This window comes from Methylocapsa polymorpha, assembly GCF_045689225.1.
GTDB lineage: Bacteria > Pseudomonadota > Alphaproteobacteria > Rhizobiales > Beijerinckiaceae > Methylocapsa > Methylocapsa polymorpha.
The window spans coordinates 2,665,793-2,691,154 of record NZ_CP136862.1; the positions used below are offsets into that span (position 1 = coordinate 2,665,793).

The window sequence follows — 25,362 nt, forward strand, 5'->3', positions numbered from 1 at the left end:
ATAAATTATGTGGTCCCAGCAAATGGCCCAATTAGATAGGACCATATGTTGGGACCACAATTCTATACGCACGAGCGCCAGCTTCGCCAGTGGCGCATGCGTCAATGCACGCTCACCATTTCGAGCTCATGCTGCATCGCGTTGGCTACGGCCGCGTCGCGCGAATCGGTGACGGCGATCGGCGTGCCGTCAGCCGCCAATAGGGCGAAGAGCTTCAGGCCGGGCTGCAGCGGCGGAACCGCAGGAAACATTCTGCTCACTTCTTCCGAAAGGATCGGCTTAAGATAAGCGACGCGCCCGCCGCCCAAGCTCGCGAGCTGCTCGTTCGTGAGCAGTGCGGCGGCCTCGTCTTTTGTTTCATTCAACATCGTGGCTTCTCCTTCATTGCGGTCTCGATCAGACCCGCATTCGTGCGAACCTTCAGTCTCGCACATTTATCTCGACCTTTTGGACTTTCGGCTCCGGCTCGGGGCGAACCAGCTCCACCGAAAGAAGGCCGTGGCGCAAAGTCGCTTCGGCTACTTCCATGGCCTCGGCGATGCGGAAAATCCGCTGAAATTGCCGCGCCGCGATTCCGCGATGGAAATGAACCCGCTCCCGCTCTTCCTTTTGACGGCCGCGTATCGCCAACTGCCCTTTTTCCACCGTGATCTCGAGCTGATCGGCGGTGAACCCCGCCACGGCCAAAGTGATCCGCAGTCGAGTTTCGATTCCGTCTCTCGCGATCCGCTCTATGTTATAGGGCGGATAGCCATCGGACCCGGTTCCGCCTGTCCTTTCGAAAGCCCGCTCGACGGCGTCGAACCGCAGCAGAATTGGCGACTTCAAAGTCGGTGCGCGCGACATCGGCGAAGCTCTCGAGCCTTCGTTAAAAGGGACCCTTGAAAGGCGTCCCACGGCGCTTGCCGTAAATCGAATATGGCTACAGCCGGCGCCGTTTCAAGACCGATCTGAGTGAGTCGAAGGTGGGCGCGTCGCATTATGCTTCCACCCATGCCTAGCTGATGGATGGATGACGAATGTTCAAAAGCATTCTTAGAAGATCGGTTCGCTTTGCGCTTTCGTTTTGGCGAGATCTTCGCTCAGCCGTTGTCTTTCGAGCCCCGCGACGAGCCTGGCGCTTGGCGGCGACGAAAATCGAATCGGGCTGTTCATGAGCGGAAAATAAAAAGCCCGGCGCGAGCCGGGCTTTTCAATATCTGTTGGGATGGGTCAGGCCGCCTCTTCGATATCGGCGTCGTCCGGTTCGATCTCTTCGGCCTTGCCGCGACGCGGACCCTTTTGCAGCTGCGCTTCGATCACCTTCAGTGATTCGGTTTCCGTCAGCTTTTGCACGACGACGATTTCGCGCGCCATGCGATCAAGCGCGGCTTCATAAAGCTGCCGCTCGGAGTAGGATTGCTCCGGTTGCGCATCGGATCGATAAAGATCGCGCACAACTTCGGCGATCGAAATTAAATCGCCGGAGTTGATCTTGGCTTCATATTCCTGCGCCCTGCGCGACCACATGGTCCGCTTGATGCGCGCCCTGCCGGCCAAGGTGTCGAGCGCCTTTTTGACGACATCGGCGTCGGCGAGCTTGCGCATGCCGACGCTCGCGACCTTCGGCGTCGGCACTTTCAGGATCATCTTGTCCTTGATGAAGCTGATCACGAAAAGCTCGAGCTTGAAACCGGCGACTTCCTGCTCCTCGACCGCGACGATCTGGCCAACGCCATGCGCCGGATAGACGATGAATTCAAGCGGCTTGAAGCCCTGCCTAGCAACGCTCCCGCTCTTGCCCGATTTGCTCGCCGCGGCGACTGGCTTCTCAATAATTGGCTTCGTCTCCACAGGCTGGGCCTCCGCCGCTTTCGCGGGTGCGGTTATCACATTCGCGGACTCGGCAGCGCTGGCCGGCGTCGCGATCGGGGCCGTAGCCTTGGCCGGCGGCGTTCTCACCGGTTTGGCCGCAGTCTTGTCGGCGGGTTCCGGGGCTACATGCGCCGCGTTGCTGTTGATTGGCGCAAGCAAGGCGTCCGTGGCGACCGATCTCACTGATGTCTTTCTCTCTATTTTTTTTGTCACCGTCGTCCGCTCATTTTCCCCTGGGGTCGGGTTCAAGGATATGGCGGGCGCCTTGAGGACGACCGCCGGGTTAATAGGATTTTTCGGTTTCGCCGCCCGAGGCGCCGCAGCGGCCTTGGCGGCGGCGATCGCCTTACGCCCGACAACCGAACGCGTCGAATCGGCGCCCTTACGTGCGGCCGCCGCCTTGGCGGATTTCGCGCCGGATTGAATCTTGCTTGTCTGTGCTCGGCTCCCTGTCCGGCCGAGCGCCCTCGTCGCCTTTTTTGCCGTCGTCGATTTGGCGGCGGACGCTGCGGTTCGCGGCGCGGTCTTGACTAGCTTGGCCGCGCTTTTTGCCGCGGATCGCGTCCGGGCTACGCCTTTAACGGAAGCAGCGCTCGTAACGGAAGCAGCGCTCGTCGTCTCGCCGCGCGCTTTCCTTCTCGCGCTGGCGGCCGCTGGCTGAACGCCGCTCTTGCTATGTGCGGCTCCTGATCTGGCCGTCGCCGGCTTCCGGGCTGCCGCGCCCTTCGACCTGGCTGCGGCTTTCGAATTCGTCTTGCTGGCGCTCTGCTTGCTTGTCCCGATCCGCGCCGTCGCCGCGGCGGCCCTTTTCGATTTCGGCTCCACCGCTCCCCTGGCCGTTTTCGTTTTTGACTTTCCCGCGCTGGGGCGCGCCGCCTGCCGGGGAGCAGCCTTTGCCTTGGATGGTTTCACAGTCTTCTTGACGGACGCCATAAGCAGCGCGCTCCTTATTTTTGTCCCGCTTTGGAGACGGGACGCGTCATTAACGGCGGAAAACATGTCCGCCGCTCAGAGAACGCCGCAGTCGGGTCCTGGAAAGACGCGAAGCGGGTCACTCCTATACGATGATCATCCGTCTATGACGTGGCGGGATTGGCGAGACGAGGCTTCGACCCGCGCTGGGCATCATAAAAAATAATCGCCTTGGTGCTTTGCAGAGCCTACCAAGACGCGGATGACTGACAGATGGCCGCAAGCTTACGCTTTGCCGACGATCAGAAGAACATAGCACGGAAAAGATCGAAAATCAAAAGATATGCTGCTTGCTGCGGCGTTAATCGCGGTTTGCCGCGAAGCCCGATCCTGGTTTGCCGCAAAGCCAAAGAATTTCCGAACCAGGAGCGGCCTTCTTCTCAGCGCCTAAATACGAGGCCGCCGCTACGTTAATCCCCCTTGCCGGGCTCGGCGGAAAAAAACTCATCATATTTGCCGGGGCGGCCATCGAACGCCTTCGCGTCAGGCAAGGGGTCGCGCTTGACCGTCACATTTGGCCAGGCCTTCGCCATGGCGCCATTGAGCTCGAGCCATTTCTCGAGTCCGCGTTCCGTATCCGGCTTGATCGCCTCGGCGGGGCATTCCGGCTCGCAGACGCCGCAATCGATACATTCATCCGGATGGATCACCAGCATGTTCTCGCCTTCGTAGAAACAATCCACGGGGCAGACTTCGACGCAATCCATGTATTTGCATTTGATGCAATTTTCGATGACGACATAGGTCATGAGCATGTTCCTTGGGCGGGCGAGGCCAGCGAAATCTCGCCACCCCGTCATTTCTCCAGCAGGTTGCGGTCCGCCTAATCGTCCAGCCCGGCGATAGCTCCCCTCCGACGAACGAGGCTCAAGCGCAACATCTTGATTTTATGAAATGAATTTCTCCCCCGGATGGGGCGCGGCCGGCACGATGCACTAGCGCCTTTGATCTACCTAAGCAAGGACGTTCGACGCGCGAAACAGTCGCCTGATGTTGCGAGGAGGTCTTGCGGTCACTCTCGCTGCGCCGCGCCGGTCGTGAGCTCCTCGAACAGCAGCTTCGCTTCGGAAAAACCGCCGCGCCTCGTCCCTGGAGCAAGGATCTTCAGGATCCGCACTTGCCGCTCCAGCGCGATCGTCAACACGTCGCCCGGTCCAACCGATTTGGCGGGGGTCTCGATCCGCCGCGCATTCAGCCTCACATAGCCCTCCGCCACAAGCCGGGCCGCGAGGCTTCGAGTCTTGACCACGCGGGCGAACCAGAGCCATTTGTCAAGCCGCTGTCGTTCGTCCATGCCTTTCCTTCACGACGAAGGCGCGCCTTGCAATGTAATCATCGCCCGGGCCCGTATCAAGCGAGCAGGCCGCCTTTCGCCGGAGCCAAGGGACTGGCGACGAGGGCCTCGCCGTCCGGCCTGTCGGGCGCGGGAAGGCCGACGAACGCGTTCCATAGGCCCTCGACGAACGCCGGCTCCATGTCGCGCAAAATGAAGACTATGCGGGACCCGTGATCGCCGTCGGGCCAGGCCGCGAGACGCGCCGGCGGGTGAAAGACATGCTGCACGCCATGGATGACGACGGGCCGCGAGGGGTCGTCGGCCAGCGCCGCGATCCCCTTCACACGCAGAAGGTTCGGCCCATGCGCGTTGCGCAGCAGTTCGAGAAACAGGTCAAAGGCGGCAGGCGGAATCGGCGCGTCATGGCGCAAGCAGAAGGCGCGGATGCGCGCGTCATGACGGTTGACGTCATGCGGCTCGTGATGATGGCGGTCATGATGATGGGCGGATTTTGCAGCGTCCTTGGGAAAGGCCTCCGCGTTCAGCCATCCCTGCACGTTGGGGCTCTTGCGCGTGGGGTCGTAGAGTCCCGCGTCGAGAAGCGAATTCGCCGTCGCTTCTCCCTTCGCCGCGTCGAGGAGGCGAGCGCCGGGATTGAGGCTCGCGAGACGCGTACGCAGATCGTTTAGGCGCAGGCTGGCGGCTTCGTCGAGAAGATCGGTCTTGGCAAGGACGAGCCGGTCAGCGACGGCGGCCTGTTTCACCGCCTCCTCATGCGCGTCGAGCGTCGCCATCCCGTTGACGGCGTCGACCAGCGTCACGACGCCATCGAGGCGAAACCTGAGCATGAGATAGGGGTGATACATGATCGTATGCAGAACCGGCGCCGGATCGGCGAGCCCCGTCGTCTCGATGACCACCCTTTGAAAAGGCGTGATGCGGCCATTGTCGCGCCGGCGCAAGGCGTCTTCGAGCGTCGTGATGAGATCGCCGCGAATCGAGCAGCAGAGGCAGCCCGACGTCATGACCAGCATGTCGCCCACGGCTTTCTCGACAAGGAGATGATCGAGGCCGATTTCGCCGAATTCATTGATGATGACAAGCGTGTCGGCGAGCGCCGGATCGCGCAGCAGGCGGTTCAGCAGGCTGGTCTTTCCGGCGCCGAGAAAACCGGTGACGATCGTCAGCGGGAAGGGCGGCGGCGGCCGCTTGTTCTGGCCCGCCGTCGCCTGGCCCGCCTCTTGATTGGGGTTCATCGCTCGGGGAGCCTCGAGCTGCGGCATGACGCGCCCATCATTGTCGGGCGGCGGCGTCGGGATGACCCGGCTTAGGCTTATTGGCGTGCGCCGCGGTCTTGGTCTCGCTGGCTGGTTTTTGCGCGAGCTTCGTCACTGGTTTGGCGTGCTGGCGCCTGTCTGTCGCGGTCTTGGCGGGCTCGGCTTTCTTTTCGGCCTTTTCGGCGGTCTTTGTCTTCCCGGGAGCTTTATTCTTTTCAGCAGTCTTGGTCTTTTCGACTGCCTTTGTCTTTTCCGCGGCGCGGCTCTTTTCAGCCGCTTTGCCTTTGGCCGGCTTGGCCTTTTTCGGCGATGCCGCCGCATCCTTGCTGCCGATGGGCTCGGATTCCGCCTGCGCCGCATGACGCCTGCGCCCATGTTCGTGGATAGCCGCGGCATGGGCGCGCCTGCCGCGCAGCCTTGTCGGGCGCGGAGCGACATCGGCGGCGAGGCGCCGCGCCCTCCGCGAGCGTCGTCGGGCTGGTCGGCGCATAGGCGCGCGCGGCCTCAGGCGGAGGCTCGGTCCCGAGGGGAGAATGGGCGGGGGGCGCGCCTGGGCGATCGGTCCTATGTAGCCATTGGGGCGCCGACAAAGACCGGCGTCGGATCGAAGGAGGGCATAGGCGCCAAGGCGATCCGGCGGGCCATCGGCGCGGGCCTGGCGAGCGCATTGGTATAAAGCAAGGACGGTCGCCGCCGGCGGAAGCCTGGCCCGATCTGAGCGGCGCGATCAGACGTTCGGTTTCGGCGTTGAATTCGACGACCGCCTTGCCGCGCTTGCGGCAAACCGCCGCGTCGGGGGCGCCGCGTTTTGCTGGGCCTGGAGGCTCGCTACCGGCGCCGACGGGCGGTCGACGCCGGCGAAGCCGCGGTCGAAAAGCGCGGCGGCCTTGATCGTCCGCTGCATGACGTTCGGCGCGCCCAGCACCACAGCAATGAGCTTCCGGCCTCCCTGAGTGGCGCTTGCGACGACATTGAAGCCGGCGGCGCAGGTAAAGCCGGTTTTCATCCCATCGACGCCCGGATAGCGGCCGAGGAGATTATTGTGATTGGTTATGATTTCGCCGCCGAGACGCAAAGCGCCAATGTTGAATAGGTCCGCCTGGTCCGGATAGGTCGAATAGAGGGCGACTGCGATAATCGCGAGATCCCGCGCGGAGGAGACATGCTGAGGGTTCGGCAGGCCGTTCGGATTGACGAAATGGGACTGGTTGAGGTTGAGCGAAGAAGCGGCCTCGTTCATCTCGTCGGCGAAGGCCTCGACGGAGCCGGAAACCCCTTCCGCGATCGTGACGGCTATGTCGTTCGCCGATTTCACCATCAGCATTTTCAGGGCGTTGTTGAGCGTCACCAGCGTTCCTGGCCTGAAACCCATTTTCGACGGAGGCATAGCCGTGGCGCGGGTCGAGACGGCGAGCGGCGTGTCGAGGGTGAGGCGATGGTCGCGGACGGCCTTCAGCGCGACATAGACCGTCATGAGCTTGGTCAGCGACGCCGGATACCAGGGCTGCGTCGCGTGATCCTCGTATAGGACCGCGCCTGACGGATATTCCACGACCAAAGCCGGCGCGGCCGAAACCTTACCGGTCTGGGCGGCGCAAAGCCACAGGGCTGCGGTCAGGAGGAGGGCGAAGCGGCGCCTGAGTCCGCGACCGCGCGACGGCGCTTTCGCGCCCTGCGCCGAACCGGGCTCTGGGCGCCGGCTTCCCGGAGCCCTGTTTCTTGATACTTCTATCATGAGACCTGGCGGCATCGAGAAAGCCATAACGAAGCGTTGCCTGTTCTCATTCCTAACCCGGGTAAGCGCGAATGAAAAGCTCTATGCTCAGCGGCGAGGCGATGCTTGCGCTTGGCCAGGCGACGAGGTCAGGATTTGGCGGCCACGGAATTGGGCGCGCGGGCAGGCGCAGCAACCCGCTCCGGCCTGACGCCTATTCCGATAATGCGGGCGGGCAACCGCCGCAGGATGGGCAAATAAATGAAAAGCCGCAGGAACAGGGGCGGCTTGATTTTGCCCGAGCCGGCGAGAACGCGCGAAACCATGTTCTTTTGAATGAAGACCTGGATCGCCTGGGTCGCCTTGGTCGGCCATTCGCGCCGGGCCTGCACCTTGGCTAGCGTTTCGTCGGTCGGAATTCCTTGGTCGAGTAAAGGCTCGCTGAGAAGATTGGCGGCGGCGATCGCGTCCTGGATGGCGAGATTGATCCCGACGCCGCCGATCGGCGACATCGCATGCGCGGCGTCGCCGATGCATAAGAGGCCGGGCCTATGCCACAGCGGCAGCCGATCGACGGTCACGGTCAGGAGCTTGACGGCGTCGAAACTGTCCAGCTCGGCGACGCGATCGGCGAGAAACGGCGCCAGCGTCGAAAGCCGTTCGCGCAACGCCCCTATGCCAAGCGCTTTCAGCCGATCGGCGGACCCTTTGGCGATCACATAGCCGCATTGCCAATATTGGCCGCGATTGATCAGCACCAGGATCTGCCCTGCGTCGATCCGGCCAAAAGTCTCCAGAGGGTCGGTTTCCCGGCGAGACAGCCGGAACCAAAGCACATCCATTGGCGCGCCAATGTCCTGCGGCGCGAATCCGGCCGCTTCGCGCACCGTTGAATGGCGGCCATCGGCGCCGATGGTGAGATCGGCGCCGATCGTCAAGACGCCCTCCTGGGTCCTGGCGGTCACGCCGACGACCCGGCCGTCTTCCTCTATGAGGCCTTCGACCGCCGTGGACATCTTAAGCCGGAAGCTCGGGTAGCGCTTGGCCCTTTCGGCGAGAAAATCGAGGAAATCCCATTGCGGCATCAAGGCGATGAACTTGGCGTGCGTTCGGACGTGCGAGAAATCGGCGAGCGGAATCGTGACGTCGCCGATCCTGCCCTCGAGCACGCGCGCTTCCTGATGGGGCAGCCTCAGGAAATCGTCGAGAAAGTCGAGGTCATGCAGGGCTTCGAGAGTCGAGGGGTGAATCGTGTCCCCGCGAAAGTCGCGCAGGAAATCGGCGTGCTTTTCGACAACGATCGTGTCGATCCCGGCGCGGGCGAGAAGAAGCCCGAGCATCATTCCCGCCGGTCCCCCGCCGACGACGCAGCAGCGGCAGGAGGCGTTTTCTCGTGGGTTTCCTTGCGCAGCTTCGTTCATCGTCATGTTCCCGTTTCGTCTTGAGCGCCAGGGACCATAGATATGAGTCGTCAAAGCTGGGTGAATGGCGGGCGCCCTATTTGACCGCGCCGGCGGAACTCGGCGCCCCCCTGCGAGAATCGCGCAGTCGGAGCGCTGCATTGACCAAAACGGCGACGAGAATATTCGCGGCGAGCGCCAGCAGGCCGGAATAAAGGGTGACGCGATTGTCGCCGAAGGTCAGCGTATGCAAAGGCTTGAGGCCATTCGCCCAGGCAAGCCAAGTCCCGCCCAAGAAGCCCGTCGCCCAGCCGGCGAGAAGGCCGGGGGCGCGGAACCAGCCGGTGAAAAGGCCGAAAACCACGGCTGGAAAGGTCTGCAGGATCCACAGGCCGCCGAGCAATTGCAGGTCGAGCGCGAACTGGGTCGGCAGGAACAGGATCACGAAGAGCGCGCCGATCTTTACGACGAGCGACGTGTTTTTCGCGACTCTCGCCTCGCCGTGGGGGGTGACCTCGGGATTGACATAGGCCTTCCAGAAATTGCGGGTGAAGAGATTGGCCGCTCCAATGCTCATGACCGCGGCGGGAACGAGCGCGCCGATCGCGATCGCAGCGAAGGCGAAGCCCGCGAACCACCCCGGAAACAGGATCTTGAACAGAGCCGGCACGACGTCATTATTATCGGAAAGCTTCAGGCCCGCGGCATGGCCCATGTAGCCAAGGAGCGCGAGCAGGCCGAGCACAATCGTATAGGCCGGCAGCAGATAAGCGTTCCTGCGGATCGTGTCGGGGCCGGAGCTCGCGAAAATCGCGGTCAGCGTATGCGGATACATGAATAAAGCGAGCGCCGAGCCCAATGCGAGGCTTGCATAGGGGACATATTGGTCCGGCCTCAGCAGAATGCCGCCCGAACCCTTCGCCTTGAACGCGGCGTCGGCGGCCTCGAACACCGCGCCATAGCCGCCGAGCTTCAGGGGGATCAGCCCGATCGCAACGGCGACGACTATATAAATCATCGCATCCTTGACGAAGGCGATCAGGGCCGGCGCCCGCAAGCCTGAAGAGTAAGTATAAAGAGCCAGGATGACGAAGGCGACGCCGAGCGGGATCTCTCCCTTGAGGCCCAGGGCGTGAATAGCCGCGGCCATGCCAATCAGTTGCAAGGCGATATAGGGCATGGTGGCGATGACGCCGGTCGCCGCCACCGCGAGCTCGAGCGCGCGCGAGCCGTAGCGGCCATGGACCACATCTGCCGCGGTCACGTAATTGTTCTCCCGCGCGACCTTCCATAAGGGCGGCATGACCACGAAAACGAAGGGAAAGACGAGGATCGAATAGGGCAGGGCGAAGAATCCGAAGGCCCCGACCGCATAGACCAGAGCGGGAACTGCAATGACTGTATAGGCGGTGTAGATGTCGCCGCCGACGAGAAACCAGGTGATCCAAGGGCCGAACTGGCGCCCGCCAAGACCCCATTCGTCGAGATGCGCCAGGGTTTTCGGCCGCCGCCAATGCGCTGCGGCGAAGCCCATCGCTGTGACGGCGGCGAAGAAGGAGATAAAGACAGCGAGCGCCGGGTAATCGATTTCACCGATCATGGCGGACCCGCCGATAGACAATATAGGTCAGCAGGGCGGTGATCGGCACAAAGGCCAATTGATACAAGTAAAAGAAAGGGAAACCGAAAAGATCCGGCAATCTATGATTGTAGAATGGAACCCAAAGCAGTGCGGCGTAGGGGACTAAGAGAAGGAGCCAGATCAAGCGCACGCGGAAAATCTCCCGTTCAAATCCCGTTCCCAGAGAAGCCAGCAAGCTCAGCGCGAAAGCGGACCATATCGATATAAATGCTAGCCCGTCTTTGCGCCCGAAATCAATCAGGCGATAGCTGAGCCGTGGAGAAACGGTTCGCAGCGCTCGGCGGATAAGCGAAGCCGCATGATCCGAGCCGGGAGCCCGCGCCGGACGGATCCGCTTTCGTCCAGAGGCTATTCGGAGGGTTGCTCTACAATGATCTTGTAGCGCTCTCCGGCCTGCAGAGGGCCGCGGCGTTCGAGGCCATTGATGAGCAGAAAAAAGTCGAGCTGACGGTCGGGGACGGCCATCCGCGCCGCGAGCGTCTCGGCCGTGTCGCCGGGCTTAGCGGCGACAATGGCGATCTGCCATGGACGCACTGCTCGAATCTCTTCCTCGGAAGCATGGTGAAACGAATCGATCGAGGCGCGAAACCGCTTTTCGCTGGCGTCCGTCAAAGCGCGCGTCGCGAAAATCAGCCGATAGACTTCGGACGGCTGGAAACGGATCACGGCGAGGCGGAAGCTCCACTCGCCAGCGCGGGCGGTCGCGATCACCGCCGGTGAGTTGTTGATCTCGGTCGCCTCGATCGAGCTTTCCTCCAAGCCGTCGATCCAGCCCGAGGTCATATAGGCTTGGAGCGTCGTCGCAGGGGCCACCTTGACGCTGTCGAGGCGCAGGGCTTCGTCGCCCCCGGAGGTCACGCCGAGCAGCGCCCGGGAGGAGTTTTCGAGAACGAAGCCGTCAGGCGCCAAGAAAGCGAAACCGAGCCGCCCATGCACGAATTTGCGGCCGCGGATGGACCCTTCGGACGGATTGTCGCCGAAAGCCATGCCGTCGATCGCCGCGAGATAGGACGCCCTGTCCGTCGCGCCGAGGCCTGGCGCGCCTATCTGCCGGGCGGCGCTGGTCGCCGCCGCGACCCGCTCCGGGGTGGAGGGATGGGTCGCAAGAATGTCCGGCTTGTTGGCGCTGGCGTATTGGCCGATGAGCGAGGTCCGCAGCGCCGCCGAGCGGCCGAGGGCGTCCAGGAACCGCGCCGCCCCATATGGGTCGAAGCCCGCCCGGGAGATGACCTTGATGCCGATCTGATCGGCTTCGAGCTCCTGCAGGCGCGAAAAGCTTGCGATCGTGCGCCGCGCCGAGGCCTCGACCTCCTCGCTCTTCTGCTTGTTCTGGAGCACGCTCGCGGCCTGGCTGATCACGGCGGCGCGCTTCTCCTCTTCTTCCCGTCGAACGGCGTGCTTTGCGGTAATATGGGCGATCTCATGCGCCATGACCGCGGCCACTTCGGCGGCGTCATTGGCGAGCGCCAGAAGGCCGCGCGTGACATAGAGGTTTCCCGGCGGAAGCGCGAAGGCGTTCACGATCGGGGAATTCAGGATCGTGACCTTATAGGGTTCGCTCCCGCGCTCGCCCGCATTGGCGAGCTTGACCAGGACCTCATTGAGATAGCGCTCCGCCGCCGGGTCCCTGTATTCGCCGTCGAAAAGGGCGATCATGCGCGCATGTTCGGCCGATCGCTTCGCCTCGGCTCCGGAGGGGCGCGGCGGCGGCGCGGCCGCCTGGAAAGGCTGGCCGCCTTGCGGCTCCATCGTGGCGCAGGCGGCCAGGGCGAGCGCGGCGGCGGCCAAGGGCGGCTCTTGCGCCGAGCCCGCGCGCCGGGGGCGAAGGGCGTTCCGGCCGCCGCGAAAGGGCGATGTCCAAGAGACCGTTCATATCGCGCCGACGACCCGCTTCAGCGCCGCGGGGGAGCCGGATCGGCCGCGGCTTCGTCTCGGTCTTGCGTGATGACTTCGATCGCGTCCGGACCCGAGATCTCGATCTGCGGTCCGAACTGCATGTCGAGAAGACCGCGCACGCGAAGAACGCGGCCGGCGAATCCAGCTAAATTCAATCCGGCCGCATCGAATTTTTTGATGTTGCGTTGCAAAATCGTGAGTGAAAAATCCCAACCTCGGCGCGGTCCAAAAAGAAGCGTCATGCGCACGCCGCCGACGTCAACATGGGTCACGCGGCCCTCGACGATCACCGACGTTCCGGCCTTTTCAGTGAAGGACGCCCGGTCGGCTGCGGCGATAACCGCATAATACGGATCGCCCCAAACTCCAAGCGCGGCGGAGCGCGCCGAGGCTTCCGCGGCGAGAAGGGCGGCGCGGCAGGGCCGCGCATCGGCGCTCGGCTCGAACCGGGCGAGGCCGGCGTCGAGCACAGCCTCGCCAACCTGAAGGACCGCCGAACTGGGGGCCCGGCCGCCGCAAAGACAAGGGCCGGCGTGCGCCCCCAGCGGTCTTGGCGCTCGCCAAGCGGGCGGAACAGAACCTCTCGTCCGGCGAGCCAGCTTGCAAGCCGATCGCGCGATTTCGTGTCGAGGTCCGGATCGTCGGGCGTCGGGCGGGGCGGATCGATCCCGGCAATTTTTAGGGCCTCGCCGCCGTTGAGCGCCAATTCGAGCCTCTCGTTGACGGATAGGACGAGGCCTCGCCGCGCCCCGACGGCCGAGCAAGGGTCTTCGGCTATGGCTGGAGATACGCCTGCAGAAATCTGCATAAGGCAAAGTCCCGCCATGCAAGCCCGCCAAGCGTCGCCGCGACGCTTTGCCGCAGCGGAGCCTTGGCTTTGCGTTCGCAGCCTTTTCGATCGCGTCGCCGCGCGCCTCCCCGCCATCCGAACCCCCGTCATTGGGCTTCCGTCATCTGGCATCTAGCAGCATCCAGGCGCGTTTTCCGACGACGGGCGCGCTAGGCGGCTGGCGTTGAGCCCTCCCCATACTATCCCGAAACATCCCGCCCAAAAGCGCCTGAAGCAGGGCGGGCGACAGGTCCTATCCTTTCAGGTAGTTCATTCCTACCCAAACAAAGGTCATTTACACCCGCCTGACCGAATATTGTTCGTGGTACTGGTCGGATCTAATCGTTGGGGCGGACGATCGACCGATCTGTCTGCGTCATTGGCCGCAATGGCGCTGGCGACGAACCTGGTCCATTGGAGCAGAATGTGGCCACCGGCCGGGTCCGCGGTCTTAAATCCCCACAACAAAAACGATCTTATCCCCAAGAGCTGAGAGGCAAGTGAGATGAGTTTAATTACTGAAACAGCCCCTAGCCGCGCGGACGCTGCAGCGCTCTCCGCGGCTACGCCGGTATGGGACCCCAAGCCCTTCATCATCGGCAGCGTTATATTGTCCTTGTTCTACGTCGGCGTGCGCATCTACGAGCAAGTCTTCGGCTGGTACGCCGGGCTGGACTCGTTCTCCCCGGAATTCCAGAAATATTGGATGACCATCCTCTACATCGAGGAGCCGCTCGAGCTGATCTCCTTCCTCGGGATCATCGGCTATCTCTGGAAGACGCGCCCGAATGATCTCGCAACCGTCGCCCCGCGCGAAGAGTTGCGCCGCATCTTCTACCTGCTGAACTGGATTTTCGTCTACGGCCTCGCGATCTACTGGGGCGCCAGCTATTTCACCGAGCAGGACGGCACCTGGCATCAGACGGTCATTCGCGACACCGACTTCACGCCAAGCCACATCATCGAGTTCTACATGAGCTATCCGATCTACATCATCATCGGTGTGGGCGGCTTCGTTTATGCTCGGACCCGGCTCCCGACCTTCGGCTCGCATGGCTATTCGATCGCCTATCTGCTGCTGTTCGTCGGCCCGTTCATGATCTTCCCGAACGTTGCGCTCAATGAATGGGGCCACACGTTCTGGTTCATGGAAGAGCTCTTCGTCGCTCCTCTGCACTGGATGTTCGTGTTCTTCGGCTGGTTCGCCCTCGCGGTGTTCGGCGTGTCGCTGCAGATCCTCGGCCGGATCAAGGAGCTTTGCGCTGGCTATGAGGACGTCGTCGGCCTCGAGCCGGCGGAATAATAATGAGCGTTGGCGGCGAGGATTGTTTGACGATCCGAACCGCTGGCGAATGACCGAGGACGCGGTCGTTTCTCGGAGAATAACCGGATTGAGGAACGGCCGCTCTAGGGTCGAGCGGTAAAACTGAGACCAACTGGAATTTGCTCCGATAAATCCGGCAATCGAGTCCGGCGGAGCAATAGGGAGGATTGTAATGTTTAGAAGTAAACCAAACCTGGCCGCGACCGGTCCTGTGACCGAATCGATTGCGGCGTCGCCGGGTATCGAAGGCGGCGCTGGGGCCAATGCGCCGGCGCTCGCTGCGGATGCTGGCGTGCTTGCTGGCGGAGCGCGCGCCGCTGCCGGCACCCCATTCAACTCCAAGGCCGAGGCTGCGGGGCTCGTAAAGAGCGCCGACATTCTCCTCTTGGCGTCGCTTTTTCTTATCACCCTCGGCGGCTACCACATTCACGCCATGCTCACCATGGGTGACTGGGACTTCTGGATCGACTGGAAAGATCGGCGCTTCTGGCCGACGGTTCTGCCGATCGTTCTCGTGACCTTCCCGGCCGCCGCCCAGGCCTATTTCTGGGAAAGCTACCGGCTTCCTTTCGGCGCGACCTTCCTGGTCATCGCGCTCCTCACCGGCGAATGGATCAATAGGTACACCAACTTCTGGGGTTGGACCTATTTCCCGATCAGCCTTGTTTGGCCGACCTCCTTGGTCCCGAGCGCGCTTTTCCTCGACATCGTGCTGCTGCTCAGCCGCAGCTTCATCGTCACCGCGATCGTCGGCGCGATGGGTTGGGGTCTGCTCCTCTATCCCACAAACTGGCCAATTCTTGCGCCTTATCATCAGGCGACCGAACAATACGGCCTCCTTATGTCTCTCGCTGACTTGATCGGCTTTGAATACGTCCGCACGTCGATGCCGGAATATCTCCGCTTCGTCGAGCGCGGCACGATGCGCACCTTCGGTAAGGACGTCGTCGCCGTGGCGGCCTTCTTCTCCGGCTTCGTTTCGATCCTGGTGTATTTCTGGTGGTGGTACGTGGGCAAGCTCTTCTCGACCACGAAATATACGACCGGCGTCTAAGCGTCGCAAAGTCGAATAAGTACTCGTTGAATACGGACAATGCCACGGCTCGGCCGTGTGGGAGACTTTAAATGAAAACATCCATGTTTAGTACACTGGCGCGCCACGCCAAGCGCCAGGCTGGGAGGCTCTGGGCCTTGGGCTTGGCCGTCGGCCTCGCTGCGTCGATGACGGGCGCGGGACCGGCTGACGCCCACGGTGAAAAATCTCAGGCCGCGTTCCTCCGGATGCGCACCCTCAACTGGTATGACGTGAAATGGTCGAAGACGTCCGTTAACGTCAACGAAGAGATGGAAATCACCGGCAAGCTCCATATCATGGACGCTTGGCCGGTGGCGGTCGCGAAGCCGGAAGTCGCCTTCCTCAACGTCGGCGAGCCCGGACCGGTGCTCGTCAGAGAGGGCTCTTGGCTCGGTGGGAAATTTGTCCCACGTTCGCTGTCGCTCGAATTGGGCAAGACCTATGAGTTCCGGGTTCTGCTCAAGGGCCGTCGGCCCGGCCGCTTCCATGTCCACACCCAGCTGAGCGTCCAGACCGGCGGTCCCATCATCGGGCCCGGCGAATGGATCGAGATCAAGGGGGACATGGCCAATTTCACCAATCCGGTCACCCTGCTCAACGGCGAGATCATCGACCTCGAGAGCTACAAGATCAGCAATATCTACTTCTGGCACGCTCTGTGGTTCCTCGCCGGCATCGTCTGGATCGGCTATTGGTTCCGCAAGCGCGGCTTCGTCGGCCGCTACATCTCCGTAGCGAGCGGCAAGGGTGAGGAACTGATTACGCCTCAAGAGCGCCAGATTGGCGCCGTGGCCCTCGCGGCCACGCTCTTGGTCGTCATCGTTTCCTACGCGATCACCGCCAGCGAATTCCCCCGGACGATTCCTCTCCAGGCCGGCAATATCAGAGCCATCCCGGCTCTCGACATTCCGGAAGCGCCCCTCAAGATCACGTACGAAAGAGGGACCTATAAGGTGCCGGGCCGCGAACTCGTTGCGACCTACAAGATCACCAACAACGGCAAGGAGCCGGTCCGCATTGGCGAGTTCGCGACTGCTGGCCTTCGCTTCCTGAACGCCGACGTCTATACGCAGAAAGTCGACTATCCGGACTATCTCCTGGCTGACAGAGGGCTGACGCTGAGCGACAACAGCCCGATCGCGCCCGGCGAGACGAAGGAAATCACGGTCAAGGTTCAGGACGCCCGTTGGGATACGGAACGTCTGGCGGACTTGGCCTATGACGTCGACAGCTCGTTTGCTGGTCTCCTGTTCTTCTTCACCCCGAGCGGCGGTCGCTACGAGGTCGAAGTCGGCGGACCGGTCATTCCTGAGTTCCTGCCCGTCTAAGCAAGGTCGCTTTGACGAGTTGTGAACAGCGATGAGATGAATGCCTCCCCCGCCGGTTTTTCTGAAACCGGCGGGGGAATTGATTTGAGAGGCGTTGCAATGGCGGTGCGCGGCCTGAGCGCCGGCCTCCTCGCATTGACCTTTCTGAAAACTCGGGCGCGCAAGCGCATGGCGGACTGAGGCTAAACGAGGATTTGCGGATTCCTGCGAATTGGCCCAGACATGATCATTTCAAGGGCTTAACAGCCGTTCGAAGGTCGGGAGTCGGACAAGTTGCTCTATTCCGATTTCCAGTCGGGCGAGCGCCGATCCTAATGCCTATGAGATGATCTAGTTTAAGCTCGACTTTCCAAATTCCACGCGTTGCGCGCCGTTGCGGCGGGACGAAAGTCCCAGAAGCGCAAGATCTTTCCTGAACGACCGAGTGTGCCAATGAAGATAAAGCTGCCTCCGCTCATTCATAATTTCGTCGGCATTCTACGCTCGGACGTAGGCCCGGAGGTGTTGCCTCATTCGAGCCTGCTCCTTAGGGTGAGCCTGGGCCTTTTCGTTCTAATTGAATTTGCGATCAAACTTGCGACGCATTCTGTGGTCGGGGCGGCCGGGATAGGAATTAGCGCAGCTGCGCTGTTGATTTTGGTCGCGGCGCTCGCCGCCCGGCTTCTCGGACACGACGAGCGCCTGACCCAGACCCTTACGGCTTTGGCCGCCGCCGGCGCGGTCGTGGCTTTCGTCAATTTCTTCTTTCGCTTTCTGCTCGTGCAGGGGTTCGCCTTCGTTGGCGAGGACCTGCCAGCCCAGGAATTGGCGAGCTTTCTTCTTTTTCCCATTTTCCTGTGGAATGTCGTTGTTTACGCGTCCATCTATCGTCGCGCGTTCGCTGTCGGCGCAGTCCTATCCTTTGCGCTGTCCCTTGGATATTTGCTGGTGCTCGTCTTTTGGATTCCATATTTTTTCAAGTGACGCCTTAGTGGCGGGCCGGCGGCTGTTGAATTCGCAAGGCTGCGGAAGGCCTTGGTTTGACGGCGTTTTTGTTTGCTGGCTCCGGCGTGAGGGCTTGGCTGGCTAGACGCAAGATCCGCTCGCGACCATCGAGTCGCATCTTCAAATAGCTCGCGGGGCATGATCCGAGCGCGGCCTGTTTTTCCCTTCGATCGAACATTCCCCAGGCCGCGTGGGCCCCGGGGCGACGGCGAGTCGCGCATCGGCGGGAGTTGGGCTATTTTGCGCGTCGAGGCCCTGTCCTTCTCTGGAGAAAGCTTTCGATTCCATAGAATTGGAAAATTTTTCATCATATGGACCGGCGTCCGTTTCGCTTGAAAATGCTCTAGAAAAAACGGTGTCGTCCGAGCGGCAAAAGATTTGCGAATGGAGTCGGAACGCCGTCCGGTTCTCGGCAAATGCAAGAGATCTGGGCGGCGCCATACCGCCGCGACGGCGCCGACCCGCTGCGTCCTGATTGGCGCGGGCTTGACCCTGCGAAGCAAGGCATGGTTTCCAGCGGCGAGACATTGAGCATCCAAATGGTAGCGAGCATCCATGGCCCGAATTCGTCGTCTATTGGTCGCCAATCGGTCTGAAATCACAATCCGGGTCTTTCGCGCGGCCACCGAGCTCGGCATTCGAACGGTGGCCATCTATGCGGAAGAGGATAAGCTCTCGCTGCATCGCTTCAAGGCCGACGAAGCCTATCAGATCGGCTTCGGCAGGGGACCGCTCGAAGCCTATCTCTCGATTGACGAAGTGATCCGCATCGCCAAGGAAGCGAAGGTCGATGCGATCCATCCGGGCTATGGCTTTCTGTCTGAAAGCCCTGAATTCGCCGAAGCCTGCGCGGCCGCGGGCGTCATCTTCATCGGGCCTACGCCAGAGACCATGCGCGCGCTCGGCAACAAAGTGGCGGCGCGCAATCTCGCGGAATCCTGCGGCGTCCCGGTCATGCCGGCGACGCCGCCACTCCCCGACGATCCCGAGGCTGTGAAACGCCTCGCCCATGAGATCGGCTATCCGGTTATGCTCAAAGCCTCCTGGGGCGGCGGCGGGCGAGGCATGCGGCCGATCGAGAGCGAGGACAAGCTCCTCGACGCCGTGGTCAGCGCCAAGCGCGAAGCGAAAAACGCCTTCGGCAAGGACGAGGTCTATCTCGAAAAGCTTGTGCGGCGCGCGCGTCATGTCGAGGTGCAAATCCTCGGCGATACGCATGGCGAACTGGTGCATCTCTTCGAACGCGACTGCTCGATCCAGCGCCGCAACCAGAAAGTCATCGAGCGCGCGCCAGCGCCCTATCTCGATGAGGCTACGCGCGCCGCCCTCTGCGAGGCGGCTTTGAAGATTGGCCGCGCGACGCATTATATCGGCGCGGGAACGGTTGAATTCCTGCTCGACGGCGATGCGGGCGCTTTCTATTTCATCGAGGTCAATCCGCGCATTCAGGTCGAGCATACGGTCACGGAAGTCGTCACCGGCCTTGATATTGTGAAGGCGCAGATCCGCATCGCCGAGGGCAAGCGCATCGGCAGGCCCGAAGAGACAGGCATTCCAAAGCAGGAAGACATCCGCCTGTCAGGCCATGCGCTGCAATGCCGGATCACGACGGAAAATCCGGAGAATAATTTCATTCCCGACTATGGCCGCATCACCGCCTATCGCGGCGCCATGGGCTTCGGCATCCGCGTCGACGGCGGCACCGCCTATTCGGGCGCGATCGTCACCCGCTACTATGATCCCTTGCTCGAAAAGGTGACGGCTTGGGCGGCGACGCCTGAAGAGGCGATCCGCCGGATGGACCGCGCCCTGCTCGAATATCGCATCCGCGGCGTGGCGACCAATCTCGCCTTCCTGCACAATATCATCAACCATCCGCGTTTCGTCGCCAATGACTACACGACGCGTTTCATTGACGAGACGCCGTCTCTCTTTGATTTCAAGAAGCGCAAGGACCGCGCGACCAAGCTGCTCACCTGGGTTGTCGACGTCACCGTCAACGGTCATCCGGAGACCCGCGGCCGGGCCCGCCCGCCCGCGACCGCGCGCACGCCGATTCCGCCTCGATTCGCCGGCGCCGCGGTCCCGGACGGCGCGCGCCAGCATTTTGAACGGCTCGGGCCGAAGAGCTTCGCCGAATGGATGCGCAACGAAGAACGCGTGCTCGTCACCGACACGACAATGCGGGACGCGCATCAGTCGCTGATCGCGACGCGCATGCGCACCAAGGACATAGCCGCGGCGGCCGAGGCCTACGCCAAGGGCCTGCCGCAGCTTTTGTCGCTCGAATGCTGGGGCGGCGCGACCTTCGACGTGGCCATGCGCTTCCTTTCGGAAGATCCCTGGGAGCGCCTCGCCCTTGTGCGCGAGGGCGCGCCCAATCTCTTGATGCAAATGCTGCTGCGCGGCGCAAACGGCGTCGGCTACACCAACTATCCTGATAATGTGGTCAAATATTTCGTGCGCCGGGCCGCTGCTGGCGTCGATCTTTTCCGCATTTTCGATTGCCTCAACTGGGTCGAGAACATGCGCGTCGCGATCGACGCCGTCTGCGAGACGGGCAAGCTCGCCGAGGGCGCGATCTGCTACACCGGCGACATTCTCGACCCTTCGCGGGCGAAATTTTCGCTCGACTATTATGTCGGCGTCGCGAAGGAGCTCGAGCGCGCGGGCTGCCACATCCTCGCGATCAAGGACATGGCCGGCCTGTTGATGCCCGCCGCGGCGCGCGTCCTCGTCAAGGCCTTGCGCGAGGCCGTCGGCCTGCCGCTCCACCTTCATACGCATGACACGTCCGGCATATCGGCGGCGACGGTGCTCGCCGCGATCGATGCGGGCGTCGACGCCGTCGACGCCGCCATCGATTCCATGTCGGGCATGACCTCGCAGCCTTGCCTCGGTTCGATCGCCGCGGCCGTGCGCAACAGCAGCCGCGACACTGGTCTCGATCCTGAGGCCATTCGCCAGCTGAGCTTCTACTGGGAGGCCGCGCGGGCGCAATATGCCGCTTTCGAAAGCGATCTCAAGGCGGGAACCTCCGAGGTCTATCTGCATGAGATGCCGGGCGGCCAGTTCACCAATCTCAGGGAGCAGGCGCGCGGCCTCGGCCTCGAGACGCGCTGGCACGAGGTCGCCAAGGCCTATCGCGCCGCGAACGATCTTTTCGGCGACATCGTCAAGGTGACGCCGTCCTCGAAGGTCGTCGGCGATATGGCGCTGATGATGGTCTCGCAGAATCTGACGCCGGAGGACGTGCTCGATCCAAAGCGCGAGATCGCTTTTCCGACCTCGGTCGTCGAGATGCTGAAAGGCGATCTCGGCCAGCCCGCCGGCGGTTGGCCCAAGGCCTTGCAGGCCAAGGCGCTGAAAGGCGAGAAGCCGATTGACGTGCGGCCTGGCGCGCTTTTGCCGCCGACCGATCTCCCTACCGCTCACGCCGAGGCTGAGAAGGCCTGCGGGCGCCAGCTCAGCGACGATGAATTCGCCTCCTGGCTGATGTATCCCAAGGTTTTCCAGGAATTTTCCGCGACCGTCCGCCGTTATGGCCCCGTTTCGGTGCTGCCGACGCCGGTCTTCTTCTATGGCATGCAGCCTGGCGACGAACTCTCTATCGAGATCGAGCCTGGCAAGACGCTTGTGCTGCTTCTGCAGACGATCAGCGAGACGGATGAAGACGGGCAGGTCAAGGTCTTCTTCGAGCTGAACGGCCAGCCCCGCCTCATCCGGGTCCAGAACCGCGCGGCCTCGGTGAAGGTTGTGACGCGCCGAAAGGCCGAGGAGGGCAATGAGTCGCATGTCGGGGCGCCCATGCCGGGGGCGGTCTCGACGATCGCGGTGCGTCAGGGTCAGGACGTGAAGGCGGGCGACATTGTCGCGACGCTCGAGGCCATGAAGATGGAGACCGCGCTGCATGCGCCGCGCGACGGCAAGATCAAGGAGATCCTCGTCGCGCCCGGCCAGCAGATCGACGCCAGGGACCTTTTGATGCTGCTGGAGTGAACAGGTTGGTTCGTCCAGACGCTTGAGGGCTTCGCCGAGGGCGAGGGCGGCTAGTCGTTAGCTGAAGTGCTGGATGGGAGGGAGCCTTGCGCCGGGACTCATATGATGACAGATGGGTTAGGCAGTAGCGGCGTTCCAGGGATCATTGCCGATGGGTGCGACCGATAAGGGAGATGATCCTATCGTTGAGTCGAAGCCTAACGACCAAGGTCCGGACTTGACGCTTCGCGCTCTCGAGGAGCGCATCCGTCAGCAGGAGATTCTCGCGGAGCTGGGCGTAACGGCGCTGCAGGGCGCCTCGTTCGATGAGCTGCTGACAGCCACGGTGCGGCTAACCGCGCAAGGCCTGCGCGCGGAATTTTGCAAGGTCCTCGAACACATTCCATCCGAAAACCGCTTCCTCGTTCGGGCGGGAGTGGGTTGGAATCCAGGCATAATCGGCGTTGCGAGCGTTGGCGCAGACCTCGCTTCTCCCGCTGGATTCGCCTTGCGAACCGGCAAGCCCGTCATCTCGAACCATCTCGAGAACGAAGATCGTTTTAGGACCCCGGAAATCCTTCAGCAACACGGCGTCCGTCGCGCCATGAACGTCATTTTGCAAGGCGACGGAAAGCCTTTCGGGGTTCTGGAGGTGGATAGTCGCTCCAAAAATGAATTTGTGGAGCACGATCTCGCATTTTTGCAGGGCGCGGCTAACATTTTGGGCATGGCGATCGAGCGGGAGCGATACGAGCGTCGGCTAAAGGCTGCGCTGGAGCGCGATGAGGTGCTTCTGAAAGAGGTGAATCATAGGGTGAAGAACAGCTTGGCGATTGTCGCCAGCATGCTGCGCCTTCAGGCCCGAGACGTTGGCGATGGGGAATTGATTGAACATCTGAATGAAGCATCGCGGCGGGTGGCTGCGGTTGGACGAGCTCATGATCAGCTCTTCCAAGGATCAGACGTCGAGCGAAGGGATATTGGCAAATATATTGAAGCGGTCTGCAAAGATTTGGACGAAAGCGTCGCGCATTGCGAAGTTCATACGGATGTGGACGAAGGAATTGAGATTCCGACCGATCGGGCCATTTCATCCGCATTGATCGTCAATGAGCTCATAGCGAACGCGGCCAAATACGCATATCCGAATCAATCTGGGGGAAAGATCTCAATCAGGGTTTCCCGTTCAGGGGAAAATGATTTTGCTATTTCTGTTCGCGATGAAGGCGCCGGGCTTCCCGCAAACTTCGACCTTGGCAAAGCCAAGGGACTAGGCATGCGTATTATCTCCGCCTTTGCGCAGCAATTGAACGCGACCATCGTCGTGCATCCTCAGAATCCTGGGACAGAGTTCGTGGTGTTCATACCGCTCGACGCCTTGCCCGCTTCCTAGAGCATGTTCCGAGAAAGTCGATCGACTTTTTCGATCGGAACATGCTCCAACTCTTTGAATTTGAGCGATTCCTTTTCGATCAGATGAGTCCATCCGATCGGGAGGCGCTCTAAAGCAGAAGGCTCAACTCGGCGTCCGAGTCGGCGCCAGGCCCATTTCTGCGGATTCCGCCGCGCGCAAAAGACTTTCGGCGAGCTGACGCGCGCCGTTGGCGCGAAGCCCGACGCGAAGATAGGTCTTTGGTCCTTCGGGCGCCTCCGCGTCCACGGGCAGCTCCAGGGTCAGCATCACGAGCGCGCCGGGAAGCGTATGGGTCGCAAAGCCGACGAGCGGAAACAGAGTGATCTCTTCCTCGCTGGCAGGCTCCTCGCTCATCATTCGCGCCTCGCCGCCATTTGGCTCTCGATCCGAAACGGATGCGCCGGATAGACGCCGAGGATCTTCAATTCCTTGCAGAAAAAGGCAAGCTCCTCGAGCGCGCGGGCGAGCCCCGGCTCCTCCGGATGGCCGTCGACATCGGCCAGGAACTGCGTCGCGGTGAATTCGCCCTCGACCATATAGCTTTCGAGCTTCGTCATATTGACTCCATTGGTGGCGAAGCCGCCGAGCGCCTTGTAAAGCGCGGCCGGCACATTGCGCACCCTGAAGACGAAGCTCGTCACCATGGGCAGGCCGCGCGGCGCCCAGTTCGGGGCTTTCGACAGCACCACGAAGCGGGTCGTATTATGCGGCTCGTCCTCTATGTCGGCGGCGAGCACGTCCAGCTTGTAGATTTCCGCCGCAAGGCCGGTCGCGATCGAGGCGCGCGTAGGGTCGCCCCATTCCGCGATCTCACGGGCCGAGCCGGCCGTGTCGCCGGCGACATGCGCCGCGAGGCCAAGCTTGCGGATGATCTTGCGGCATTGGCCGAGCGCGTGAACATGGCTGTAAACGGATTTTATCGTCTCGACCCCGACGCCCTTCAGGCCGAGCAGCTGGAAATGGATCGGCAGAAAATATTCGCCGACGATGAACAGGCTGGCGCTGGGCAGCAGATGATGGATGTCGGCGACCCGGCCCGCGATCGAATTCTCGATCGGGATCATGCCGAGCAGCGCCGCGCCGTCGGTGATCGCCGCGAGCGCATCCTCAAATGTGGCGCAGGGCAGGGGCTCCCAATCCGGATAGGCGTTCCGGCAGGCGATATCGGAATTGGCGCCGGGCTCGCCTTGATAGGCGATTTTATTGACGGTCATTTTTGGCGGGAGCCTTTCGCGCAAGCTTGGACGCGCAAGCCTATGGCATGTTCAGGGCCCGGCGGAAAAGGTCTGGCGCGTTTTTAGCTTGCCGAATCCCATGGGCGACAAAAAGTAGCATCGGGCGCCCCTTCACTTATGTTGCAATGCAATGTATGTAGAGGTTAAGCAATGTTGCGCTGCAGCGAGATCGGAGTCCCAAGAGAATCGGTCGCTGAACCGCTGCGCGCCTCGGCCGGAGGCATGACCTCAAACGGCCGAGCTTAATGGGTAATGTGGTGCGGCAATGGGATCGTTTTTTTTCGAGACAAGTAAAATAGCCGGCGGTCTGCTCGGCGCATTGGTTCTGGCCCTGGCTCTGGCGGGCATTTCGAATCGCATCTTCATCCATGGGAAGCTCGCGACTCCGGCCTATGTCATTGCTGCGGCGAATGATGGCCGCAGCGCCGAGGTTCCCGCAGCTGCGGCGAACAACGCGCGGAGCGCGGCAGGCGGCGCGGAGATTGTGGCGGACAAGCCGGTTTCCGAGGGCGGCGCGGTCGCCCTGAGCGAAACGCCAAGCGTCGAAGCGGGGTCGGCCGTGGCGAGCGGCGCGCCGAGCGCCGATGCTAACGCTACTGCTCCGACCGCTGCGGTTGCATTCGACGGCGCCCCGGTGGCGGACGATAGAAAGGCTGAGGCGGACGGTAAAACCTGCCAAGCCTGTGATGCGACCGAAAAAAGCGCCGCCGCGAAGGCCGGTCCGCCGCTTTTCGCGATTGTCGATCGTCCGAAAAGCTCCGTCGCCGGTTTGGCCCATTCAAATTCGCTCCGGGCCGAAGGAGTCAATTGGACCGCTGACGATCTCGATCAGTTCCTCGCCAGCCCGCATGGCTACGCGAGCGGACCGCAAGCGGGCGGCGATCTGGACTCCGCTAAACGCGCCGACATCGTCGAATATTTGCGCGCCTTGTCGAATCATCCGCGGCGCGTGCGGGCCAAATAGAGCTTTCGCAGCGCATTTTTGCAAGGGTTGGGCGACGCCGCCGGGTTTCCGCGCGGCGTTTCCGCGTTTATGATCACGTCAACGCGCTTGCCATTCGTCACCAGAATGCCGACATAAACTAGCCCGATCATGCGCGCATCCGGGCGGCGCGCCATGCCGCGCTTTCCGCCGAAAGGCAATCTTGCGCCGAGAGGCAAATT

24 protein-coding genes are annotated in these 25,362 nt (G+C 62.0%); 9 read left to right on the top strand and 15 right to left on the bottom strand.

Annotated features, from left to right (window positions below):
* Positions 1-101: 101 nt before the first annotated feature.
* From RZS28_RS12230 to RZS28_RS12240, 3 genes are all read right to left on the bottom strand, one after another.
* Complete coding sequence (locus tag RZS28_RS12230; protein ID WP_407338027.1) at positions 102-368, bottom strand: DUF1150 family protein; 267 nt, start codon at positions 366-368, stop codon at positions 102-104.
* 52 nt (positions 369-420) lie between these two features.
* Positions 421-846 (bottom strand): Hsp20 family protein, encoded by a 426-nt coding sequence (locus RZS28_RS12235; protein ID WP_407338028.1) that lies wholly within the window; start codon positions 844-846, stop codon positions 421-423.
* A 366-nt stretch (positions 847-1,212) separates the two neighbouring features.
* Positions 1,213-2,037, bottom strand: coding sequence for a CarD family transcriptional regulator (locus RZS28_RS12240; RefSeq protein WP_407338029.1), 825 nt, complete (start codon positions 2,035-2,037; stop codon positions 1,213-1,215).
* Between RZS28_RS12240 and RZS28_RS12245 the strand changes: the two genes are divergently transcribed.
* Positions 2,021-2,278 (top strand): hypothetical protein, encoded by a 258-nt coding sequence (locus RZS28_RS12245; RefSeq protein ID WP_407338030.1) that lies wholly within the window; start codon positions 2,021-2,023, stop codon positions 2,276-2,278. The two genes, RZS28_RS12240 and RZS28_RS12245, sit on opposite strands and share 17 nt — an antisense overlap.
* Before the next feature lie 958 nt (positions 2,279-3,236).
* Here RZS28_RS12245 and fdxA read toward each other — a convergent pair.
* The 10 genes from fdxA to RZS28_RS12295 all read right to left on the bottom strand — a co-directional run bounded on the left by fdxA (position 3,237) and on the right by RZS28_RS12295 (position 12,501).
* Positions 3,237-3,575 carry a ferredoxin FdxA gene (gene fdxA / locus RZS28_RS12250; protein WP_407338031.1) on the bottom strand — a complete coding sequence of 113 codons (339 nt, stop codon included), beginning with the start codon at positions 3,573-3,575 and terminating at the stop codon, positions 3,237-3,239.
* Positions 3,576-3,838: 263 nt separating this feature from the next.
* Positions 3,839-4,120, bottom strand: a complete 282-nt coding sequence (locus RZS28_RS12255) for an RNA-binding S4 domain-containing protein (RefSeq protein WP_407338032.1) — start codon at positions 4,118-4,120, stop codon at positions 3,839-3,841.
* Between the two features lie 56 nt (positions 4,121-4,176).
* A complete protein-coding gene (locus RZS28_RS12260) occupies positions 4,177-5,358 on the bottom strand; it encodes a CobW family GTP-binding protein (RefSeq protein ID WP_407341111.1) in 1,182 nt (393 codons plus the stop codon).
* 37 nt (positions 5,359-5,395) lie between these two features.
* Positions 5,396-5,869, bottom strand: coding sequence for a hypothetical protein (locus RZS28_RS12265; protein ID WP_407338033.1), 474 nt, complete (start codon positions 5,867-5,869; stop codon positions 5,396-5,398).
* Between the two features lie 237 nt (positions 5,870-6,106).
* Positions 6,107-7,114 carry a D-alanyl-D-alanine carboxypeptidase family protein gene (locus tag RZS28_RS12270; RefSeq protein WP_407338034.1) on the bottom strand — a complete coding sequence of 336 codons (1,008 nt, stop codon included), beginning with the start codon at positions 7,112-7,114 and terminating at the stop codon, positions 6,107-6,109.
* Positions 7,115-7,242: 128 nt separating this feature from the next.
* Positions 7,243-8,520, bottom strand: a complete 1,278-nt coding sequence (locus tag RZS28_RS12275) for an FAD-dependent oxidoreductase (protein WP_407338035.1) — start codon at positions 8,518-8,520, stop codon at positions 7,243-7,245.
* A 70-nt stretch (positions 8,521-8,590) separates the two neighbouring features.
* A complete protein-coding gene (gene mctP / locus RZS28_RS12280; protein WP_407338036.1) occupies positions 8,591-10,093 on the bottom strand; it encodes a monocarboxylate uptake permease MctP in 1,503 nt (500 codons plus the stop codon).
* Positions 10,083-10,259, bottom strand: a complete 177-nt coding sequence (locus tag RZS28_RS12285) for a DUF3311 domain-containing protein (RefSeq protein ID WP_407341112.1) — start codon at positions 10,257-10,259, stop codon at positions 10,083-10,085. Before RZS28_RS12285 ends, mctP begins: the two co-directional genes overlap by 11 nt.
* Positions 10,260-10,483: 224 nt before the next feature.
* Positions 10,484-11,923 (bottom strand): M48 family metalloprotease, encoded by a 1,440-nt coding sequence (locus tag RZS28_RS12290; RefSeq protein WP_407338037.1) that lies wholly within the window; start codon positions 11,921-11,923, stop codon positions 10,484-10,486.
* A gap of 104 nt (positions 11,924-12,027) precedes the next feature.
* The gene (locus RZS28_RS12295) at positions 12,028-12,501 is read right to left on the bottom strand and encodes a hypothetical protein (protein WP_407338038.1); all 474 of its coding nucleotides are present in this window, start codon (positions 12,499-12,501) and stop codon (positions 12,028-12,030) included.
* Positions 12,502-13,365: 864 nt separating this feature from the next.
* Between RZS28_RS12295 and amoC the strand changes: the two genes are divergently transcribed.
* From amoC to RZS28_RS12330, 7 genes are all read left to right on the top strand, one after another.
* Positions 13,366-14,163 carry a bacterial ammonia monooxygenase, subunit AmoC gene (amoC, locus tag RZS28_RS12300; protein WP_407338039.1) on the top strand — a complete coding sequence of 266 codons (798 nt, stop codon included), beginning with the start codon at positions 13,366-13,368 and terminating at the stop codon, positions 14,161-14,163.
* Between the two features lie 193 nt (positions 14,164-14,356).
* Positions 14,357-15,238: a bacterial ammonia monooxygenase, subunit AmoA gene (gene amoA / locus RZS28_RS12305; RefSeq protein ID WP_407338040.1), complete on the top strand. Its 882-nt coding sequence runs from the start codon at positions 14,357-14,359 to the stop codon at positions 15,236-15,238.
* 71 nt (positions 15,239-15,309) lie between these two features.
* Positions 15,310-16,587, top strand: coding sequence for a bacterial ammonia monooxygenase, subunit AmoB (gene amoB, locus RZS28_RS12310; RefSeq protein ID WP_407338041.1), 1,278 nt, complete (start codon positions 15,310-15,312; stop codon positions 16,585-16,587).
* Positions 16,588-16,608: 21 nt separating this feature from the next.
* Positions 16,609-16,767, top strand: a complete 159-nt coding sequence (locus RZS28_RS12315; protein ID WP_407338042.1) for a hypothetical protein — start codon at positions 16,609-16,611, stop codon at positions 16,765-16,767.
* A 252-nt stretch (positions 16,768-17,019) separates the two neighbouring features.
* A complete protein-coding gene (locus tag RZS28_RS12320; RefSeq protein ID WP_407338043.1) occupies positions 17,020-17,550 on the top strand; it encodes a hypothetical protein in 531 nt (176 codons plus the stop codon).
* Positions 17,551-18,126: 576 nt separating this feature from the next.
* Positions 18,127-21,570: a pyruvate carboxylase gene (gene pyc, locus RZS28_RS12325; protein ID WP_407338044.1), complete on the top strand. Its 3,444-nt coding sequence runs from the start codon at positions 18,127-18,129 to the stop codon at positions 21,568-21,570.
* Positions 21,571-21,721: 151 nt separating this feature from the next.
* The gene (locus RZS28_RS12330) at positions 21,722-22,942 is read left to right on the top strand and encodes a sensor histidine kinase (protein WP_407338045.1); all 1,221 of its coding nucleotides are present in this window, start codon (positions 21,722-21,724) and stop codon (positions 22,940-22,942) included.
* Positions 22,943-23,065: 123 nt separating this feature from the next.
* Here the strand turns inward: RZS28_RS12330 and RZS28_RS12335 are convergent, their stop codons facing one another.
* Positions 23,066-23,320 (bottom strand): hypothetical protein, encoded by a 255-nt coding sequence (locus tag RZS28_RS12335; RefSeq protein ID WP_407338046.1) that lies wholly within the window; start codon positions 23,318-23,320, stop codon positions 23,066-23,068.
* Positions 23,317-24,177 carry a prephenate dehydratase gene (locus RZS28_RS12340; protein ID WP_407338047.1) on the bottom strand — a complete coding sequence of 287 codons (861 nt, stop codon included), beginning with the start codon at positions 24,175-24,177 and terminating at the stop codon, positions 23,317-23,319. Before RZS28_RS12340 ends, RZS28_RS12335 begins: the two co-directional genes overlap by 4 nt.
* A gap of 286 nt (positions 24,178-24,463) precedes the next feature.
* Here RZS28_RS12340 and RZS28_RS12345 point away from each other — a divergent pair, with 286 nt between their 5' ends.
* On the top strand, positions 24,464-25,162 hold the full coding sequence (locus RZS28_RS12345; protein WP_407338048.1) for a c-type cytochrome: 699 nt from the start codon (positions 24,464-24,466) through the stop codon (positions 25,160-25,162).
* Positions 25,163-25,362 lie beyond the last annotated feature (200 nt).

What these genes read in the sequence shown, in the direction of transcription:
- RZS28_RS12230 (WP_407338027.1), bottom strand. Translation starts at nt 368, where the DNA reads ATGTTGAATGAAACAAAAGACGAGGCCGCCGCACTGCTCACGAACGAG.
- RZS28_RS12235 (WP_407338028.1), bottom strand. Translation starts at nt 846, where the DNA reads ATGTCGCGCGCACCGACTTTGAAGTCGCCAATTCTGCTGCGGTTCGAC.
- fdxA (WP_407338031.1), bottom strand. Translation starts at nt 3,575, where the DNA reads ATGACCTATGTCGTCATCGAAAATTGCATCAAATGCAAATACATGGAT.
- RZS28_RS12255 (WP_407338032.1), bottom strand. Translation starts at nt 4,120, where the DNA reads ATGGACGAACGACAGCGGCTTGACAAATGGCTCTGGTTCGCCCGCGTG.
- RZS28_RS12260 (WP_407341111.1), bottom strand. Translation starts at nt 5,358, where the DNA reads ATGAACCCCAATCAAGAGGCGGGCCAGGCGACGGCGGGCCAGAACAAG.
- RZS28_RS12265 (WP_407338033.1), bottom strand. Translation starts at nt 5,869, where the DNA reads ATGCGCCGACCAGCCCGACGACGCTCGCGGAGGGCGCGGCGCCTCGCC.
- RZS28_RS12270 (WP_407338034.1), bottom strand. Translation starts at nt 7,114, where the DNA reads ATGATAGAAGTATCAAGAAACAGGGCTCCGGGAAGCCGGCGCCCAGAG.
- RZS28_RS12275 (WP_407338035.1), bottom strand. Translation starts at nt 8,520, where the DNA reads ATGACGATGAACGAAGCTGCGCAAGGAAACCCACGAGAAAACGCCTCC.
- mctP (WP_407338036.1), bottom strand. Translation starts at nt 10,093, where the DNA reads ATGATCGGTGAAATCGATTACCCGGCGCTCGCTGTCTTTATCTCCTTC.
- amoC (WP_407338039.1), top strand. Translation starts at nt 13,366, where the DNA reads ATGAGTTTAATTACTGAAACAGCCCCTAGCCGCGCGGACGCTGCAGCG.
- amoA (WP_407338040.1), top strand. Translation starts at nt 14,357, where the DNA reads ATGTTTAGAAGTAAACCAAACCTGGCCGCGACCGGTCCTGTGACCGAA.
- amoB (WP_407338041.1), top strand. Translation starts at nt 15,310, where the DNA reads ATGAAAACATCCATGTTTAGTACACTGGCGCGCCACGCCAAGCGCCAG.
- RZS28_RS12320 (WP_407338043.1), top strand. Translation starts at nt 17,020, where the DNA reads ATGAAGATAAAGCTGCCTCCGCTCATTCATAATTTCGTCGGCATTCTA.
- pyc (WP_407338044.1), top strand. Translation starts at nt 18,127, where the DNA reads ATGGCCCGAATTCGTCGTCTATTGGTCGCCAATCGGTCTGAAATCACA.
- RZS28_RS12330 (WP_407338045.1), top strand. Translation starts at nt 21,722, where the DNA reads ATGGGTGCGACCGATAAGGGAGATGATCCTATCGTTGAGTCGAAGCCT.
- RZS28_RS12335 (WP_407338046.1), bottom strand. Translation starts at nt 23,320, where the DNA reads ATGATGAGCGAGGAGCCTGCCAGCGAGGAAGAGATCACTCTGTTTCCG.
- RZS28_RS12340 (WP_407338047.1), bottom strand. Translation starts at nt 24,177, where the DNA reads ATGACCGTCAATAAAATCGCCTATCAAGGCGAGCCCGGCGCCAATTCC.
- RZS28_RS12345 (WP_407338048.1), top strand. Translation starts at nt 24,464, where the DNA reads ATGGGATCGTTTTTTTTCGAGACAAGTAAAATAGCCGGCGGTCTGCTC.